This is a genomic window from Oceanicella sp. SM1341, assembly GCF_003448965.1.
Lineage (GTDB): Bacteria > Pseudomonadota > Alphaproteobacteria > Rhodobacterales > Rhodobacteraceae > Paroceanicella.
Genome location: NZ_QRGC01000004.1, coordinates 105,126 through 121,978, shown reverse-complemented (window position 1 = coordinate 121,978; position 16,853 = coordinate 105,126). Strand labels below are relative to the sequence as shown.

At 72.1% G+C, this 16,853-nt stretch carries 16 protein-coding genes; 9 read left to right on the top strand and 7 right to left on the bottom strand.

Annotation, left to right across the window (positions count from 1 at the left end; translation table 11 throughout):
• Positions 1-20: 20 nt before the first annotated feature.
• The 3 genes from D3P35_RS05855 to D3P35_RS05845 form a co-directional block, all read right to left on the bottom strand.
• Positions 21-698 carry a sulfotransferase family 2 domain-containing protein gene (locus tag D3P35_RS05855; RefSeq protein WP_118133540.1) on the bottom strand — a complete coding sequence of 226 codons (678 nt, stop codon included), beginning with the start codon at positions 696-698 and terminating at the stop codon, positions 21-23.
• A gap of 253 nt (positions 699-951) precedes the next feature.
• Complete coding sequence (locus D3P35_RS05850) at positions 952-3,573, bottom strand: PQQ-binding-like beta-propeller repeat protein (protein WP_118133539.1); 2,622 nt, start codon at positions 3,571-3,573, stop codon at positions 952-954.
• Between the two features lie 147 nt (positions 3,574-3,720).
• Positions 3,721-4,911, bottom strand: a complete 1,191-nt coding sequence (locus D3P35_RS05845) for an MFS transporter (protein WP_198670480.1) — start codon at positions 4,909-4,911, stop codon at positions 3,721-3,723.
• Positions 4,912-5,230: 319 nt separating this feature from the next.
• Here D3P35_RS05845 and D3P35_RS26060 point away from each other — a divergent pair, with 319 nt between their 5' ends.
• A complete protein-coding gene (locus D3P35_RS26060) occupies positions 5,231-5,728 on the top strand; it encodes a pyridoxamine 5'-phosphate oxidase family protein (RefSeq protein WP_157982047.1) in 498 nt (165 codons plus the stop codon).
• Positions 5,729-5,786: 58 nt separating this feature from the next.
• Here D3P35_RS26060 and D3P35_RS05835 read toward each other — a convergent pair whose 3' ends face one another.
• Complete coding sequence (locus tag D3P35_RS05835; RefSeq protein ID WP_118133537.1) at positions 5,787-7,145, bottom strand: Nramp family divalent metal transporter; 1,359 nt, start codon at positions 7,143-7,145, stop codon at positions 5,787-5,789.
• 175 nt (positions 7,146-7,320) lie between these two features.
• Between D3P35_RS05835 and mntR the strand changes: the two genes are divergently transcribed.
• Positions 7,321-7,842, top strand: coding sequence for a manganese-binding transcriptional regulator MntR (gene mntR, locus D3P35_RS05830; RefSeq protein WP_118133536.1), 522 nt, complete (start codon positions 7,321-7,323; stop codon positions 7,840-7,842).
• A gap of 183 nt (positions 7,843-8,025) precedes the next feature.
• Positions 8,026-8,550 (top strand): hypothetical protein, encoded by a 525-nt coding sequence (locus D3P35_RS05825; RefSeq protein WP_118133535.1) that lies wholly within the window; start codon positions 8,026-8,028, stop codon positions 8,548-8,550.
• Positions 8,551-8,721: 171 nt separating this feature from the next.
• On the opposite strand, the gene D3P35_RS05820 is transcribed toward D3P35_RS05825, so the two are convergent.
• Together D3P35_RS05820 and D3P35_RS05815 are read right to left on the bottom strand one after the other, a co-directional pair.
• Positions 8,722-9,285, bottom strand: coding sequence for an NADPH-dependent FMN reductase (locus D3P35_RS05820; protein ID WP_118133534.1), 564 nt, complete (start codon positions 9,283-9,285; stop codon positions 8,722-8,724).
• A 132-nt stretch (positions 9,286-9,417) separates the two neighbouring features.
• Positions 9,418-9,843, bottom strand: coding sequence for an organic hydroperoxide resistance protein (locus D3P35_RS05815; protein ID WP_118133533.1), 426 nt, complete (start codon positions 9,841-9,843; stop codon positions 9,418-9,420).
• Positions 9,844-10,043: 200 nt separating this feature from the next.
• On the opposite strand from D3P35_RS05815, the gene D3P35_RS05810 reads away from it, so the two are divergent.
• The 5 genes from D3P35_RS05810 to D3P35_RS05790 all read left to right on the top strand — a co-directional run bounded on the left by D3P35_RS05810 (position 10,044) and on the right by D3P35_RS05790 (position 14,477).
• Positions 10,044-10,523 (top strand): MarR family winged helix-turn-helix transcriptional regulator, encoded by a 480-nt coding sequence (locus tag D3P35_RS05810; RefSeq protein WP_118133532.1) that lies wholly within the window; start codon positions 10,044-10,046, stop codon positions 10,521-10,523.
• Positions 10,524-10,726: 203 nt separating this feature from the next.
• The gene (gfa, locus tag D3P35_RS05805; RefSeq protein WP_118133531.1) at positions 10,727-11,293 is read left to right on the top strand and encodes an S-(hydroxymethyl)glutathione synthase; all 567 of its coding nucleotides are present in this window, start codon (positions 10,727-10,729) and stop codon (positions 11,291-11,293) included.
• Positions 11,294-11,643: 350 nt separating this feature from the next.
• The gene (locus D3P35_RS05800; RefSeq protein ID WP_198670479.1) at positions 11,644-12,681 is read left to right on the top strand and encodes an FIST N-terminal domain-containing protein; all 1,038 of its coding nucleotides are present in this window, start codon (positions 11,644-11,646) and stop codon (positions 12,679-12,681) included.
• Positions 12,682-12,826: 145 nt separating this feature from the next.
• Positions 12,827-13,762: an MYG1 family protein gene (locus D3P35_RS05795; protein ID WP_118133529.1), complete on the top strand. Its 936-nt coding sequence runs from the start codon at positions 12,827-12,829 to the stop codon at positions 13,760-13,762.
• Between the two features lie 103 nt (positions 13,763-13,865).
• Positions 13,866-14,477, top strand: coding sequence for a hypothetical protein (locus D3P35_RS05790; RefSeq protein WP_118133528.1), 612 nt, complete (start codon positions 13,866-13,868; stop codon positions 14,475-14,477).
• 3 nt (positions 14,478-14,480) lie between these two features.
• On the opposite strand, the gene D3P35_RS05785 is transcribed toward D3P35_RS05790, so the two are convergent.
• Complete coding sequence (locus D3P35_RS05785) at positions 14,481-15,530, bottom strand: biotin/lipoate A/B protein ligase family protein (RefSeq protein WP_118133527.1); 1,050 nt, start codon at positions 15,528-15,530, stop codon at positions 14,481-14,483.
• Between the two features lie 326 nt (positions 15,531-15,856).
• On the opposite strand from D3P35_RS05785, the gene D3P35_RS05780 reads away from it, so the two are divergent.
• Positions 15,857-16,852: a hypothetical protein gene (locus D3P35_RS05780; RefSeq protein WP_198670478.1), complete on the top strand. Its 996-nt coding sequence runs from the start codon at positions 15,857-15,859 to the stop codon at positions 16,850-16,852.
• Position 16,853 lies beyond the last annotated feature (1 nt).

Here is a 16,853-nt window from a genome sequence, read left to right as displayed (position 1 = left end):
CGCCGGGGCCCGCGCCGCGGTCAGGCCGCGGTCGTCACCGGGTAGCCGAGGCTGCGGAAGTCCGGCGCCATCACGTGGTTGATGATCTCGAGGCTCTCCGGGGCGTAGACGCCGAGGTCGAAGGTCCGGCGCCTGCGCCTGAGCTCGTGCGGCACCGCCTCGAGCGGGGGCAGGCCGAGGAACTGCATCAGGCGGGCCACCTCGGCCTCGTATTCCTCGAAGCGGCCGATGAAATCCGGCGCGCGGCCGGGGATCTCGAAGAAGGAGACCTGCGGTTTCATGCCCCAGTGCCGGGTCTGCGGCCGGGCCTGTTCCTCGGCGATGAAGCGGCAGAAATCGTCGAGCCCGCCGCCGGGGAAGCGGGCGGTGAAGGCGGCCCGGCCCTCGCTGCCCCCGCTGGTGTAGAAGCTCCTCCAGATGCTGTGCACCCAGGAATAGGGGTCGCGCACGAAGGTCACGATGCGGTAGCCGGAGAGGTCGCCCAGCCCGTGGCGCCGCAGCGCCGGCAGGGCGGGGGCGAGCTTGGCGTGCTGGCCGTTGCGGAAATGCCAGCTGCCCTGCCAGCCCAGCCCCTCGTGCCGCGGGTTCCCGGGGTGCAGGTCGGCCGAGACGAAGGGCAGCAGCGCGCGGGTGAGCGAGGTGCCCCCGGTCTTGTAGATGTGGACGAACACGAACTTCTTCTCGCGCGAGATCATCATACCGGGGCTCCGTTCCGATTGCGGCCCAACTGCGAGCGGCGGCGGCGCGCCATGCGCGCCCTGGTGCCGCGGTGCCCGCCCGCACCGCCGGCCGGGCGGCTGCCCCCGCGGGGTGCGCGGCGGCGGGCCGTCACGCCCGGGCGCGCGGCGGCGCCATCATGCCCGGAACGGGCCGCGGTTCCAAGAGCGGGGGTGGGGGAGGGGTTCGGGCCGCGCGCGGCCCCCCGGGGGGAAGGGGGCCGCGGGCCGGCGGTCAGCTGCCGCGGGGCAGCCGGTAGGCGATGATCGCGTCGCCCGCCTTCGTGCCGGTGGAGCCGTGCCCACCGGCGACGACGACGAGATACTGCCGCCCGTCGCTGCCGAGATAGGTGGAGGGCGTCGCCTGGCCGCCGGCCGGCAGGCGGGCGCGCCACAGTTCCTCCCCGGTCTGCAGGTCGTAGCCGCGCACGTAATAGTCCATCGTGCCGGAGAGGAAGGCGACCCCGCCCCGGGTCACGATCGGGCCGCCGATGCCGGGCACGCCCATCTCGAAGGGCAGGGGCAGGGGCGAGAGATCGCGCACCGTGCCGTTGCGATGCTGCCAGACCGTCTCGCCGGTGGTGAGGTCGACCCCGGCCACGTAGCCCCAGGGCGGCTGCTGGCAGGGCAGGCCGAGGGGCGAGGTGAAGGCGCCCATCCGCGAGGCGTAGCGGGCACCGAAATTCTCGTTGAACACCGGGTCGCCGTCCTCGGTCACCACCCGGGTGGTGTCGTCGGGCCGCTCGATGAGCTGCGAGGTGAAGGCGAGGTAGACCGGCATGGCGAACATCACCTGGCGCTCGGGGTCCACCGCCACGCCGCCCCAGTTGAAGGTGCCGAAATTGCCGGGGTAGACGATGGAGCCCTCGCGGCTCGGCGGCGTGAAGCGGCCCTCGTAGCGCAGCTGGCGGAAGCGGATGCGGCACCAGAGCTGGTCGACGGGCGTGGCGCCCCACATGTCGGCCTCGGTGAGCGCCGGCGGGTTGAAGCTCACGGCCGAGACGGGCTGGGTGGGGGCGGTGAAATCGCCCTCCACCGCGCCCTGCGGGGCGGGCACCTCCTCCACCGGCAGCACCGGCTCGCCGGTCTCGCGGTTGAGCACGAAGATCTCGCCGTGCTTGGTGGCCTGCACCAGCGCCGGCACGGTCTCGCCGTCGATGGTGAGGTCGATGAGGCCGGGCTGGGCCGGCACGTCCATGTCCCAGATGTCGTGGTGCACGGTCTGGTAGACCCAGCGCACCTCCCCGGTCCGGGCGTCGAGCGCCGTGACGGAGGCGGAGAAGCGCTCCACCTCCTCCGAGCGGTTGCCGCCGAACTGGTCGGGGCTCTCGTTGCCCATCGGCACGTAGATCAGCCCCAGCTCGGGGTCGTAGGCGGACACGCTCCAGGAGTTCGGCGCGTTCGGGGAGTAGGTCTCGCCGTCTGCGATGGGGGCGGTCGCGTCGGGGTTCTTCGAATCGAAGTTCCACACCAGCTCGCCCGTATGCACGTCGAAGGCGCGGATCACGCCGGAAGGCGAGGTGGCCGAGGCGTTGTCGTTCACCGTGCCGCCCACCACCACCAGGCGGTCGGTCACCACCGGGGGCGAGGTGGAATAGGCCGAGCCGGGGGTGACGTTGGGCATGTTGGCCCAGAGGTTCACCGTGCCGTCCGCCCCGCCGAAGCCGGGGCAGACCTGCCCGGTCTGCGCGCTGATCGAGATCAGCCGGCCGTCGGGGGTGGGCACGAAGAGCCGCCGCACGCAGGCGGCGTCGCTGCCCGGGGTGCCCGGGCGGTCACGCGTCACCTGCGGGTTGGGGTCGCCGGGCCGGGCGTTCCCGGTCACCACGTTCTGCGGCACGCCGGCGGCCTCGGTGGTCACCGCGGTGCCGCTCTGCTCCAGCGGGGCGGTGGTGTCCTGCGCGGTATCGGTCCCGGCGGCGGCTTCTCCGGCGGCGTCGCCCGAGGTTTCCCCGGCGGTCTCGCCCGCGGCCTCGCCCGTGCCGTCAGCGGCAGCGGCAGCGGCGGCGGGGGCGGGGGCGGGGTTTCGGCTGCCGTCGAAATAGGACACGCCGCGGCAGGTCATGTGCTGCGTGGTCTGGCGCGGCGGCTGCTGCAGCTCGGGGTCGAAGCGCCATTTCTCCTCGCCCGTCTCGGGGTCGAGCGCGATCACGGTGGCGAAGGGCGTGCAGATGTACATGGTGCCGCCCACCACCAGCGGGGTGACCTCGTAGGTGGTCTCCACCGGGTCGTCGGCGTCGCGCTGCTCGCCGGTGTTGTAGGTCCAGGCCTCCTCCAGGTCGGCCACGTTCGCCGGGGTGATCTGGTCGAGCGGCGAGTAGCGCCGGCCGTAGGGGGTGCGCCCGTAGGAGTGCCATTCGCCGTCCGGCACGCCGGCGGTCTGCAGGGCGGCGCCGGCGGCCATCCGCTCGTCGGGGAAGGCGCCGGGGGTGTCATGCGGGTTGCGGCTCACGGCGTAGCCGGCCACGCCGGCGCAGATCAGCAGCGCGAGCCCGAGCAGCCCGCCCGCGGCACCCTGGCCCGAGCGCGCCTCCCTGCCCCGCCCGGCGAGGCGCAGCGCGATCGCGGGCGCCAGCATCAGGATGCCGAAGACCACCAGCAGCGCGCCGCGCGGCGCCAGCGCCCACCAGTCGAACCCCGCCTCCGCGACCGACCAGGCCAGCGTGCCGAGCAGCGCCAGCGCGTAGAGCGCGAGGGCCGAGGGCTCGCGCGCCATGAACAGCCCGCCCGAAAGCGCCAGCACCACGCCCAGCGGAATGTAGAACCACGACCCGCCGAGCCAGGCGAGCCAGGCTCCGCCGAGCGCGAGGGCTATGCCCAGCAGCAGGACAAGGAGGGCGACGATGAAGCGGTACATGATGCGATCCCCTGGCAGTGGTGAGGGCGCGGCGCGCGGCCTGGCGCGCGGCCCTCTGCCAGTTCAGGTGTGGCAAGGGGCCGGCATGTCCAGCACATCGGCGGATTTCCGCGCAGGCCGCCGCCGCCCGGCCGGGGGCGCGCGCCCTCAGGCCGGGGCCGGGTGGCGGCGGGCGTCCGCCAGCGTCACCGCCCACACGCCCAGCCCGCCGAGCGCGAGGCAGGCTCCCACCCAGCCGATCGAGGGCCAGCCGAGCCCGCCGGCGATGGCGAGCCCGCCCAGCCAGGGGCCGAGCGCGTTGGCGATGTTGAAGGCGGAGTGGTTGAGGGCGGCGGCGAGGGTCTGGGCGTCGGCCGCCACGCTCATCAGCCGCGCCTGCAGCATGGTCGACAGCCCGCCGCCGCAGCCGATCACGAAGATCACCGGCGCCATGGCCCAGACCGAGCCGGCCACGGCCGAGAAGGTGAGCAGGGCGGCGGCGTTCACCACGAGGGTGATGGCGATGGAGGGCATCATCGCCCGGTCGGCGGCGCGGGCGCAGATCACCGTGCCCACGGTCATCCCCAGCCCGAAGAGCGACAGCATCACCGGCAGCGCCAGCGGCGCGGCATGGGTGTACTCGATGAGGGTGGAGCCGAGATAGGTGTAGACGGTGAACATGCCGCCGAAGCCCACCGCCCCGATGCCGAGCGTGAGCCAGACCTGCCGGCGGCCGAGGGCGCCAAGCTCGCGCAGCGGGCTCGCCCCCTGCTGCGGCCGGTCGTGCGGCGCGAAGATGGCGATCAGCGTGGCGGTGAGCGCCGCCAGCACCGCGACGATCAGGAAGCCCGAGCGCCAGCCCAGCACCTGCCCGATGGCATTGGCCAGCGGCACCCCCACCGTGGTGGCGATGGTGAGCCCGAGGATCACCCGCCCCACCGCCTGCGCTCGCTTGCCCGGTGGCACCAGCGATGCCGCGAGCAGCGCCGCCACGCCGAAATACGCCCCGTGCGGCAGGCCGGAGAGGAAGCGGAACGCCACCAGCATCGGGTAGCTCGGCGCCAGCGCGCTCAGCCCGTTGGCCAGCGCGAAGAGCACCATGAGCCCGATCAGCAGCACCCGGCGCGAGAGCTTCGCCGCCAGCACCGCGATGACCGGCGCCCCCACGCAGACGCCGAGCGCATAGGCGCTGATGGCGGTGCCGGCGGCGGGCTCGTCGATGCCGAAGTCGCGGGCATAGAAGGGCAGCAGGCTCATGGCGGCGAACTCGGTGGTGCCGATGGCGAAGCCTCCCACCGCGAGCGCGAGGGTGAGCAGGAGAGGGTGTGCCGCAGCGGCGGCGGGGCTGGTGTCGGTCATGCTTCGGTATCCGTGGGCCATGGGTGCGCGCCCGGGCCGGCGGCCGCCTTTCGTGCCTGCAAACGCCCCCGGGCCCGGGGGCGGGCGGCGGGGCGTGGCTCTGTCGGGGTCGTCACGCGCGCGGGGAACAGCGGGTGGGCACGGGGAAGATGCAGCGCATTCCACCGAGGTTCAAGGCTTATCCTGCACTGCGGCAAGAGCTTGTGCGGACGGGCTTTTCCGCCGCCGCGCACGCATCCGTGATCGGGCGTCCGCCCCGCGGCGGGGAACGCGCCGCCCCCGGCCCGTGTTGGTGTGCCAGAGCAAAGGAGGAAGACCGATGGCAGATCTCGAACGCATCAAGGCAGACCCGCAGGCCGGATTCTGGAGCCAGCTCGGCGAGAGCCGTGCCGTGATGCTCGGCACGCCGGACGCCACGCATCACATGCAGCCGATGACCCCGATGCCCGCACCCGAGGAGGGCGCGATCTGGTTCTTCGCCAGCCGCGACTCCGACATCGTCCGCCAGTCGCAGGACGGCGGCCGGGTGCACATGTGCCTGATGGGCGAGGGCGCGGACTATTACGCCTGTGTCGACGGCAAGCTGGAGGAGGCCTCCTCCCCCGAGCACGTGGAGCGCTTCTGGTCGCCGGCGGTTGAGGCCTGGTACCCGGAGGGCAAATCCGACCCCGACCTCACCCTGCTGCGCCTGCGCCCCGAGCACGGCCGCGCCTGGGCCAGCACCGCGAGCGGCGCGCGCTTCGGCCGCGAGATCGCGAAGGCGAACGAGACCGGCACCACCCCGGACGTGGGCGTGGTCACCGACCTCACCTTCTGAGGCGCACGCCGGCGCGGAGCAGCCCCCCGCGGGGTCACTTCGGGGGCACGCCGGCGGCTCAGCCCGCCAGCGTGTCCCACAGCAGTTTCACGTTCAGCACCACGATGAGGCCCGCCACCGCCCAGGCGAGCAGCGCCACCCAGCGGGCCACCGCGAAGGCGCCCATGCGCTCCCGGTCGGTCACGAAGCGCACCAGCGGGATGACGGCGAAGGGAAGCTGCATCGACAGCACCACCTGGCTGAGGATCAGCAGCTCGCCCGTGCCCCTGTCGCCGTAGATCCAGGTCACCACCACCACCGGCACGATGGCCAGCGCCCGGGTGAGCAGCCTGCGCGCCCAGTTCGGCAGGCGGATGCGCAGGAAGCCCTCCATCACGATCTGCCCCGCCAGCGTGGCGGTGACGGTGGAGTTCACCCCCGAGGCCAGCAGCGCCACCGCGAACAGCGTGGAGGCGATCCCCAGCCCCAGCAGCGGCGAGAGCAGCCGGTGGGCGTCCTCGATGTCGGCGACATACTCGTACCCGGTGCCGTGGAAGGCCGCGGCGGCGACGATGAGGATGGCGGCGTTCACGAACAGCGCCAGCATCAGCGCGATGGTGCTGTCGGTGACCGCCCAGCGGATGGCCTCGCGCTTGCCCGCCTCGGTGCGCTCGTAGGCGCGGGTCTGCACGATGGAGGAATGCAGGTAGAGATTGTGCGGCATCACCGTGGCGCCGATGATGCCGATGGCGATGTAGAGCATCTGCGGGTTGTGCACGATCTCGGCCGAGGGCACGAAGCCGTCGAGGATGCTCGCCACCGGCGGTGCCGCCGCCACCAGCTGCACCGCGAAACAGGCCGCGATGATGCCCAGCAGCGCGATCACGAAGGCCTCGAGCCGCCGGAAGCCGCGGTTCATCAGCAGGAGCACCAGGAAGGCGTCGAGCCCGGTGATCAGCGCTCCGGCCACCAGCGGGATGCTGAAGAGCAGCTGCAGCGCCACCGCGGTGCCGATCACCTCCGCGAGGTCGCAGGCGATGATGGCGAGCTCGCAGGCCAGCCACAGCGGGATGTTGATGATCGGCGGGTAGGTGTCGCGGCAGGCCTGCGCGAGGTCGCGCCCGGTGGCGATGCCCAGCCGGGCGGCGAGCGCCTGCAGCAGGATCGCCATCAGGTTCGAGAGCATGATCACCGAGAGCAGCGTGTAGCCGAACTGTGCCCCGCCCGCGAGGTCGGTCGCCCAGTTCCCGGGGTCCATGTAGCCCACCGAAATCATGTAGCCCGGCCCGATGAAGGCGAGCAGCCGGCGCAGCCAGGAGCCGCCCACGGGCACCCGCACGGAGGCGTTCGCCTCCGCCAGGCTGGGCGCGCCCTCCTCCGTGGCCCGGGCGAGGTGCCAGGAACGGTGCGGCGCGGCGGGCTGGTCGGTGCGGGACATGCTGGCTCCGGGGGATGGCTTACGCACAGGATTACGACTGGTATATAAGGTATGCAACAGGCTATATATTGCAGCGCCACGACGTGACATCCCCGCCGATCCGGGCGGGAAGGCGGGCCGGGGCATGGCATTGCCCGCCCGGGACCCGCGAAGGACGCGAAAGAGAGGTGCGCGCATGCGACAGGCCCGTCCGCAGGACATGTTGCCGGAGGCTCCGCTTCCCGATGCCGAGGCCCAGTGCGAGGGCTTCCGCCAGACCCGCGAGGCAAGGCGCAACGCGCTGGCGGAGGATTACGTCGAGCTGATCGCCGGGCTGATCCGCGAGCGGCAGGAGGCGCGGCAGGTCGACATCGCCGCCCGGCTGGGCGTCTCGCAGCCCACGGTGGCGAAGATGCTGGCCCGGCTCGACGAGGAGGGCCTGGTCTCGCGCCGGCCCTACCGCGGGGTGTTCCTCACCGAGGCGGGGGAGCGGCTGGCCGAGGCCATCCGCCTGCGCCACGAGACCGTGGAGGCCTTCCTGCACTGGCTTGGCGTGAGCGAGGAGACCGCGCGCATCGACGCCGAGGGGCTCGAGCACCACGTGAGCGAAGAGACCCTCGCCGCCTTCCGCCGCGCGATGGAGGCGCAGGAGCGCGCCCCCGGCCGCCCCGCCCCGCCCCTCAGCGCGGGGCCCGCTCCCGCCCCGCCCCGCGCCTGAGCGCGGGGCCCGCGCCCGCCCGGCGGTGCGGCTGCGCAGGCGCGCCACCGCGGCCCGGCAGAAGGCCGCGGCCTCCGCCGGCCCGGGCGGATCTTGCATTCGGCCGGTCATCCGCGGGATAAGGCGGCCGACAGCGCAGCCCGGCTGCTTCCCCCCCCGCGAGCCGTTGAGACCACAGCCAGAATGCCCCAGACCGATCATCTCCAGACCGATTGTTCCAAGTGCGCGGCCCTGTGCTGTCTCGTGCTGGCCTTCGACAAGGGCGAGGACTTCGCGTTCGACAAGAACCCCGGCGAGCCCTGCCGCAACCTCTCGGGGCACAGCTGCACGATCCATGACAGGCTGGCGCAGGAGGGGTTTCGCGGCTGCGTGGCCTACGATTGCCTCGGCGCGGGAAACCGCGTGGTGCAGGAGGTGTTCGGCGGGCGCTCCTGGCGGCAGGAGCCGCGCCTCGCGCGGCTGATGATGGAAGCCTTCTCGGGCATGCGCGAGGTGCACCGGCGCATCGAGCTGCTGCGCGCGGCCGAAGCCCTGCCGCTCAGGCCGCAGGACGAGCAGACCCGCCGGGCGTTCCTCGACCGGCTCGAGCAGCAGCGCTGGAGCGTGCCGGAGCTCAACGATTTCGAGGTGAGCCTGGCGCTGGAGATCGACCTGTTCTTCGTCGGGCTGGGAGACTACCTGCCCCTCGACTTCTCCGCCGGATGGTGAGCCCGCGCCCGGCGCCGGCGGGGTGAGGCTGCCGCGCCGGCATGGGCGCCCTCGGGGCGGGCCGGCAGCGGCAAAGGTGCCGCCGGCGGGGCGGGTCCGCGGCGGAGCCCCGGCGCGCCTCGCCCGGCGGTGACGGGGCGGGGGCGCGGACGCCCGCCGCCCGGGGCGGTGTCAGGCCCGCAGCGGTTTCAGCGCCTCGGCCCAGCGGGAGAGCTCGTCGAGCATCACGCCCGCGCTCTGCACCTGGATGTCGCCGGGGGTGAACGCGCCGTCCTTCACCATCTCGCTCACCATCGGCACGAGCACGCCCTCGATGAGCGGCACCATCTTCAGCACGTTCAGCGTCGGCTTGGTGGCCTCGACGCCGCGCATGCCGCCCGAGATGCCGCCGTAGCTCACGAAGGCCGCGGGCTTGTAGTTCCACTCGGAGTAGACGTAGTTCAGCGCGTTCAGCAGCGCCGGGGTCGGTCCGAAATTGTACTCCGGCGTCACGAAGACGAAGGCATCGGCCGAGGCCACGCTGGCCGACCATTTCTTCGTGTGCTCGTGCTCGTAGGATTGCAGACGCGGGTGCTTCGGCTCGTCGTAGACCGGCAGGTCGAAATCGGCGAGATCGACGAGGCTGGTTTCGAACCCGGGGTGCGCCGCGGCGACCTCCGCGATCCATTTTCCCACTGCGGGGCCCACGCGGCCGGGGCGGGTGCTGGCGATGATGATGTTCAGGCGTGAGGTCACGGGTCCGGTTCCTTGTCAGTCTGGTCGGGGTCGGGTTCGCCCGAACATACGGAGCCCGCTGCACTGCACGCAAGGAGGCACATGAAGGGTACCGGCAGGCCCGCCGGGGCGGGCCTGCGCGGCGGCCGGGGCTCAGGCGATGGTGAGCTGCACGTCGATGTTGCCGCGGGTGGCGTTGGAGTAGGGGCACACCTGGTGGGCGGCGTCGACCAGCGCGCGGGCGGCGCCCGCCTCAAGGCCCGGCAGCGAGATCTCGAGCGCGATCTCGAGCCCGAACCCGCCCTCGGAGCGCGGGCCGATGCCCACGGTGGCGGTCACGGAGGTGTCGGCCGGCACCTTCGTGCCGCTCTGCGCGCCGGCGAATTTCATCGCGCCGATGAAGCAGGCCGCGTAGCCGGTGGCGAAGAGCTGCTCGGGGTTCACGCCCTCGCCGCCGGCGCCGCCGAGCTCCCTGGGGGTGCTGAGCTTCACGTCGACAGCGCCGTCGAGCGTGGCGGAATGGCCGTCGCGGCCGCCGGTGGCGCGGGCTGCGGTGGAGTAGAGAACGCTGGTGGTCATGGCTGTGGTCCTTGTTCCGGGCCGGCTGCGCCGGCGGCTGAGAAAATCGGCTGAACGATTAGATCGTGTGCGACTGAAAATAGACATGCCGACGCCGGAGTCAAGAGCTTGCGATCATGTCGTGCGCGAAATATTTTATGGGGCAGCCGCCGGACCGCGCGCCTGCAGGGCGCCGGGCCGGCTCCACCAGGAGACGCGACATGTCAGATACCGATACCGCCACGGGGCGCTTCCCCGAGTTCGACCGGTTCCTGTGCTTCTCGGTCTATTCCGCCGGCCACGCCTTCAACCGGCTCTACAAGCCGCTGCTCGACCCGCTGGGCCTCACCTATCCGCAGTATCTCGTGATGGTGGTGCTCTGGGAGACCGACGACATCACCGTGGGCGAGCTCGGCCGCAAGCTCGCGCTCGAATCGAGCACGCTCACGCCGCTGCTCAAGCGCCTGGAGGCGGCGGGGCGGCTGGAGCGCTACCGCGACGCGGCCGACGAGCGCCGGGTGCGCATCCGCCTCACGCCCGAGGGGCGGGCCCTGCGGGCGCAGGCACAGACCGTGCCGGGCTGCGTCCTCGAGGCCACGGGGATGAGCGAGGACCGCCTCACCGAGCTGCAGCGCGACCTCGACACCCTGCGGCGCAGCCTGCTGGCACAGGAACCGGCCCCGGACGACGCCGCGCAGTGACCCGCGGCGCCCGCGGCCCCGTCGGCCCCCCGCCGTCGCGGGTGCCCGGGGTGCCGCGCGGAGCGCGCCCCGCCCCGCCGCGCCTGTCAAGCCCGGCGGGGTCGTACGACCATTTGGCAATTCTTCCGAATCCGGGCCGGGTCTAGCGTCACTGGCAGTCGGAACAATGCGGGGGCAAACCCGCTTGCCAGGGAGGTCAGACCATGAGCGTAACGATCCACCCCTCCGTCGACCACGGGGTGCCGCAGGGCAGGCCGGGGTTCTCGGGGGGCAAGCTGCACTGCAAATGCGCCACCGACAAGGTCGAGGTCACGGTGACGTCCGACTGCGCGCACAACCATGTCTGCGGCTGCTCGAAGTGCTGGAAGCCCGAGGGCGCCATCTTCAGCCAGATCGCCGTCGCCCCGCGCGAGAACGTCAGCGTCACCGCCCACCCGGAGAAGCTGGTCACGGTCGACGAGACCGCCGCCATCCAGCGCCACGCCTGCCGCGAGTGCGGCACCCACATGTACGGGCGCATCGAGAACACCGGCCACCCGCTCTACGGGTTCGACTTCTTCCACACCGAGCTCTCCGACGAGCAGGGCTGGTCGCCGCCCACCTTCGCGGCCTTCGTCTCCTCGATCATCGAGACCGGCACGGACCCCTCGCAGATGGACGCGATTCGCGGCCGGCTGCGCGAGCTTGGGCTCGAGCCCTACGACGTGCTCTCGCCGCCGCTGATGGATTTCATCGCCAGCCAGGTCGCCAAGCAGAAGGCCGCGGCCTGAGGCGATACGCCTTCCCTGTCGGCGTCGGGGCCGGGGCCGGTGTGACAGCCGCCCCGGCCCCGATGTCTTTTGCCCCCGGAACCGCGCGCGGGCCCGCTGCCGGAGGGAGAGGGCGTGGCGTGCGCACTCCCGGCATGCGTGTAATTATCTTGCGTGCGCCGGGGTCGGGCGCTACGGTTTTACAAAACAGATAAACTTTGAGGAAACGCCCAATGCTTTTGCGGTGCGATGCGCCGGGCGGCTCTGAAACGAGCCGCCCCACCCATCAATCCGTCCGCCGGGCCTGTACCGATGCGGACGATGCGTTCATTGCCATTCGCGAGATCCGTCACCGGCTCGGGAACGACCCGATGGCGCTTGTCCTGCTCTTCGTCTCGCCGAAATACGACCGCGACGCGGTGGCCGCCGCCGTCGCCCGGCTGTTCGACGGCGAGCACGTGGTGGGCTGCACCACCGCCGGCGAGATCTGCGCGCATGGCTACGGCGAGGGCGGCATCACCGCCGCGGGCTTCGCCGCGCGCGATTTCACCGCCGCCACCCGGCTGATCCCCGATCTCTCCGCCTTCGACGCCCGCGAGACCACGATGGGCGTGCTCGACCTGCGCGCCCGCGTGGCCTCCGAGCGGCCGGACTGGCACTCCGAGTTCGCCATGTTCCTCGGCGACGGGCTGAGCCGGAAGGAGGACCAGGTCGTCGCCACCCTGTCGCGCAACCTCGGGCCCACGCCGCTCTTCGGCGGCTCGGCGGGCGACGGCATGGACTTCCGCCGCACCTTCGTCTTCGAGGGCGGGCGCTTCCACACCGATGCCGCCCTCATCACCCTGGTGCGCACCCGCTGCGGCATCCGCGTGTTCCGCTTCGACCATTTCACCCCCACCGACGCCCAGATGGTGGTGACCGAGGCGCTGCCCGGCGAGCGCCTGGTGCGCGAGATCAACGCCGAGCCCGCGGCCGATGAATACGCCCGCATGATCGGGCTCGAGGCCTCCCAGCTCTCCCCCCGGGTCTTCGCCGCCCACCCGGTGGTGATCCGCCACGGCGGCAGCCACCATGTCCGCGCCATCCAGAAGGTGGAGCCGAACGGTGATTTGCGCTTCTACAGCCCGGTCGACGAGGGGCTGGTGCTCACCGTCGCCGAGGCGCGCGACATGGCGGCCCATCTCGACCAGGCGCTGAGCGGCCTCGCGGCGCCCGAGCCGCCGCTCGCCATCATCGGCTGCGACTGCATCCTGCGCCGGCTCGAGGCGGAGGAGACCCAGGCCGTGGGCGAGGTGTCGCGCATCCTCGCGCGCCACGGGGTGGTGGGGTTCAACACCTACGGCGAGCAGTTCGACATGCTGCACGTGAACCAGACCCTCACCGGCGTCGCCATCTACCCCGCGGAGTGAGCCGCCCCCGCCCCCCGGCCCCGGCCGAAAGCGCGGCCCCGCTCCCCGCGCGGGTCCGGTCTGCGCGACTGCGCGGTTGATTTTCGCCACCGGAGCGCTCTATCTGCGCGCGAACCGCGATCTCACTCCGCAAGGCGCACCGACCATGACCCCTGAGTTTCTCGTCACCCATTCCGGTGGCTTCCACGCCGATGAGCTGCTCTCGAGCGTCATCCTCACCCGGCTCTTCCCGCAGGCGCAGATCGTGCGCAGCCGTGATCGGCAGTGGATCACCCCGGCCGAGGACCGGGTGATCTACGACGTGGGCGGCGCCTACGACCCCGAGGCCCGCGTCTTCGACCATCACCAGCGCGGCGCCCCCACCCGCGAGGACGGCCAGCCCTACAGCTCCTTCGGCCTCGTGTGGAAGCATTTCGGGCGGGACTACCTCGCCGCCTCCGGCGTGCCCGAGGCGCATGTCGAGACCGTCCACGCCTCCTTCGACGGCAGCTTCGTGCTGCCGGTCGACCTGGTGGACAACGGGGCCCTCAGCCCCTCGGCGGCCGGGCCGCTGGCCGGGCTCACCCTCACCGCGCTGCTCGAGACCCTCAAGCCCGTCTTCGACGAGACCGATCCCGAGGCCGAGACCCGCACCTTCCACGAAGCCCTCGCCATCGCCCGCGCCTTCGTCGAGGCGCGCGTCGCCCGCTCGGCCGCCAAGCTGCGCGCCGAGGGCCTGGTGCAGGCCGCCATCGAGGAGGCGGGCGAGGGCCGGGTGCTGGTGCTGCCCATGGGCATGCCCTTCCGCCCCGCCGTGATCAAGGCGGGCGCCGACCACCTGCTCTTCGTCGTCACCCCGCGCGGGGAGGGCGACTGGACGCTGGGCGGCATCCGCCTGCACGACGAGGGCTTCGAGCTGCGCGCCGACCTGCCCGCCGCCTGGGCCGGGCTCACCAACGGCGAGCTCGAGGCCGTCTCGGGGGTGAAGGGCGCGAGCTTCTGCCACAACGGCCGCTTCATCGCCGCCGCGAAGAGCCGCGAGGCGATCATGGCCATGGCCGAGATCGCGGTGCGCGAGGCGCTGGCGGCCGGCGCCGCCTGACGGGCCCTGCGCGCCGCAGGGCCGGGGCCGCGGCGCGCAACCTTCCTTTCACCCCCGCTCCGCTACCCTTGCGGCGGAGAAACCCGAGACGGAGCCTGCCTTCATGTACCGCATCGCAGCCGGCGCGCGCGCCGCTCTCGCCCCCTCCCGGGTCCTGGCCGCCCTGTTGCTTCCCGGGCTGCTCGCGCTTGCCGGCGCCGCCCCGGCCGCGGAGCGGCGCGAACTCGCCTACTGGGAACATGGCTCCTGGCGGGTGGCGATGATCGAGCAGGTCGGCGTCGACATCCGGCAATGCGAGGTGTTCACGGGGGGAGACGGCAACGGCAGTCTCCGCATCACCGTGGGGGAGGGCGGCTCGGACGCCGCGCTCACCTGGCTGCCGGTGTGGTTTCGCGGCATGGAACAGCCGATCACCCTCGACGACGAGATGGTCCTGCTCCTCGACGGGCAGGAGAGCCCGCTCTCGGGAGCGATGGAGGTCTTCGAGGGTCCCGACGAATACGGCGAGCCCTCGGTGGATGCGAGCCTCGGCAGCGCGGATGTCCCGGAGGCGGTGAGGGCCCTGCGCGCCGGCAACGTCCTCGTCGCCGGCGCCAGGCGGGAGGGCGCGCTGCGGGTGATCGACACCTGGCTGCTCGACGGCTTCACCGCCGCATGGCTGAAGGCCTCCGAGTGGTGCGGCTTCGACCCCCGGGCGGCCTTCAGGGCCCCCTGAGGCTCAGGGGATGTGGTGCAGCCAGTCGGGGTCGGAGAACTTCTCCCGTGCCAGCGTCTCGGCGGCGGCCAGCTCTTCGGCCGTGATGTCGCCGGGCGTGCCGCCGTTGAGGTCGGTGAAGACCTCCTTCATGCGGGCGATCACCTCGCGCCGCTCCAGCCCGGTCTGGCTGCGCACGGGGTCGACACGCTTCGCGGCGCTGGCGATGCCCTTGTCGGAGATCTTCTCGCGGCCGATGCGCAGCACGCGGGTCATCTTTTCCGCGTCCATGTCGTAGGCCATGGTGACGTGGTGCAGCACCATGCCGCCGCCGTAGCGCTTCTGCGCCGCGCCGCCGATCTTGCCCTTCGGGCTGGTGATGTCGTTGAGCGGCTTGTAGAACGCGTCGATGCCGAGCGCGTTGAGCGCCTTCAACACCCAGGCGTCGAGGAAGGCATAGGAATCCGCGAAGCTCATGTCGGCCACCAGCTCGCCCGGGGCGTAGAGCGAATAGGTGATCGCGGTGCCCGGCTCCACGAACATCGCGCCGCCGCCGGTGACCCGCCGCACGATCTCCACCCCCATCTCCGCCGCCGCCTCGAGGTCGACCTCGTTGCGCAGCGACTGGAAGTTGCCGATGATGATCGCCGGGCGCTCCCATTCCCAGAAGCGCAGGGTGGGGGCGCGGCGCCCCTCGGCCACGGCGCGGGAGAGCACGTCGTCCAGCGCGAGGTGCATGGAAGGCGTCTGCGGCCCGCTGTCGATGATCTGCCACTCGAAATCGCGCCAGCCGCGGCTGACCCCCAGCGCCCGGCGCACGGCGATGGCGATGGCCTCGGGGGAGAACCCCACCAGCGCCGCATCGGGCCGCAGCCCGGCGCGCAGGGCCGCCACCATCTCCTCGGCCGAGGCGGTGGCGGAGAGGCCGTTCAGCGCGGCGCGGATATCGTCGAGCGCCTCGGCCGGCTCGAGGAAGAAATCCCCCGAGACCTGCACATCGGCCAGCCGCCCGTCGCGCAGCTCGACATCCGCCACCACCAGCTTGCCGCCGTGAACCTTGTATTCGCCATGCATGCGCCGGCCCTTTCCTGTCTCCCGCCCGCCGCGGCGGGCGGCGTGCCCTCTGCTGCCGCCCCGCGCGGCGTGCATTGCCTGCCGTCACGCGGGGTGTGCAATCTGGTGTCGCCACGCGGGGCGTGCAAGCCGTTTCGCCGCGCGGTGCGCGCAACCCTGCAGCCACCCGGTTCCCGCCTCCGCGCCGCCCGACCATGGAGCGAAACGCCGCCGATGCCCAGAGCCGATCGTGGCGCGGCCGCCACGCGGGCGGGCAATCGCGCGCCGGGGCCCCGGCGCGCTCACGCCGTGCCCGCGCAACGTGCTATCGCCGGGCCATGGAAAACGTGGCATCGCCAGCATCCGCCACCGGGTGGACCATCCTTCCCTTCCGGCTGGTCCGGAGCCTTCCCGCGCCGGAGCCCGGCTTCCGCTGCGTGGTGCGCGGCGTGACCTGCGAGGGAGACCTGCTGCTCCTGTGGCGCGACGCGCGCGATGCGCCGGTGCTGTATCCGCTCGCGCCTTCCCCGGCCGGCGCGGCACCTCCCCGCCCGAAGATGGACATGGGCCATGCCGTCCGGCTTCTGCGCGTCGGTGAGGAAAGGGGCTTGCAGCAAATCGACCTGCCGCCGCTCGAAGTGGCCATCGACCATGTCGCCATGTTCCCGGACGGTCGGGTCTTGCTGGCCGGCGCACGCTCCAAGTACCGCGGCCCGGATGATCACGACCTGAACGTCATGATCTTCGATCCCGCCACCGGCCGTCTGGAACGCTTCCTGCTCGGCGATGGTCTCGACCATGTCGGCATCGACGGGCAGGGCCGCATCTGGGGAGGCTATTGCGACGAGGGCGTCTTCGGCCATCACGGCTGGGGCCGGGCGTGCAAGGGGCCCGAGGGCCCGGGCGCGGGCGGCCTCGTGTGCTTCGACGACAGGGGCAACCAGCTCTGGCGCTTCAATGGCAGCCTAGCCCGCAACTGTATCGATGACTGCTACGCCCTGAATGTCTCCGCGGACAGGGTCTGGGCCTATTACTACAGTTTCTATTATGTCTGCGAGGTGGATGCTGACCTGGGCTTGCGCATCGACAAACCCGATGTCGGCTCCACGCACGCGCTGGCCGTCTCGCCGGAGGCCTTCCTGTTTCCGTTCTCGTTTCGCGATCCGGACAGGTCCGGCTTCCACCTCGTGAGCCGCGCCGACCCGGACCACGGCACGCTCCTCACCGGCGTGCTTCCCGAAGGCGCCTCCTTGGAGGAGGCGCTGCTCATCGGCCAGGGCGCGCGGATGCACGCGGTGACCGGGACGGCCTGGTTCTGCGCCGAGGTGCCCGCGCTCGCCTGAG